The following is a 443-nucleotide window of genomic DNA, read 5'->3' on the forward strand; positions in this document are numbered from 1 at the left end:
CCAGTAGCAGGCGGCGACGGGGGATATACCACCAGAGCCCCTCTCTAAAAGAACGCCATGCAGGACGCGGGGGAGGGGCGCGGGAAAGAGAAAAGCCTTGGGACAAAATGTCTCAAGGCTTACTTTTCCCGGTCAGTCTTTTTCTCCGGCGCGGTGCGCTCCGGGGGCTGTTTCTCTTTCCACGCATCCAGCAGGGACATAATCTGGTCTTTCATCTCCCGGGGCGTGGTGTCCTTGCCGAAATACTTGTTCAGTTCAGCGGCGGAAATAATCACCTTGTCTACCTCCTTTTTCTCACGGCTCAAAATGCCGTCAATCACATCGCCGTTCAGTTTCCCCTCCTTATCCAGCTTGCGGAGCTCCTGGGCCTGGGAGAGCGAGGGGGATGCCTGCTCGCCCTCAATGGAAACGGCGATAAACCTCTGGTTTTTGGGCTTGATGAA

At 56.2% G+C, this 443-nt stretch carries 1 pseudogene; it reads right to left on the reverse strand.

Features of this window, described 5'->3' with window-relative positions:
* Window positions 1-119 precede the first annotated feature (119 nt).
* Window positions 120-443 (reverse strand): annotated as a pseudogene (locus tag D1646_RS07970) (DNA-binding protein); the annotation flags it as partial.

The organism is Pseudoflavonifractor sp. 60 (assembly GCF_009911645.1).
Classification (GTDB): domain Bacteria; phylum Bacillota; class Clostridia; order Oscillospirales; family Oscillospiraceae; genus Lawsonibacter.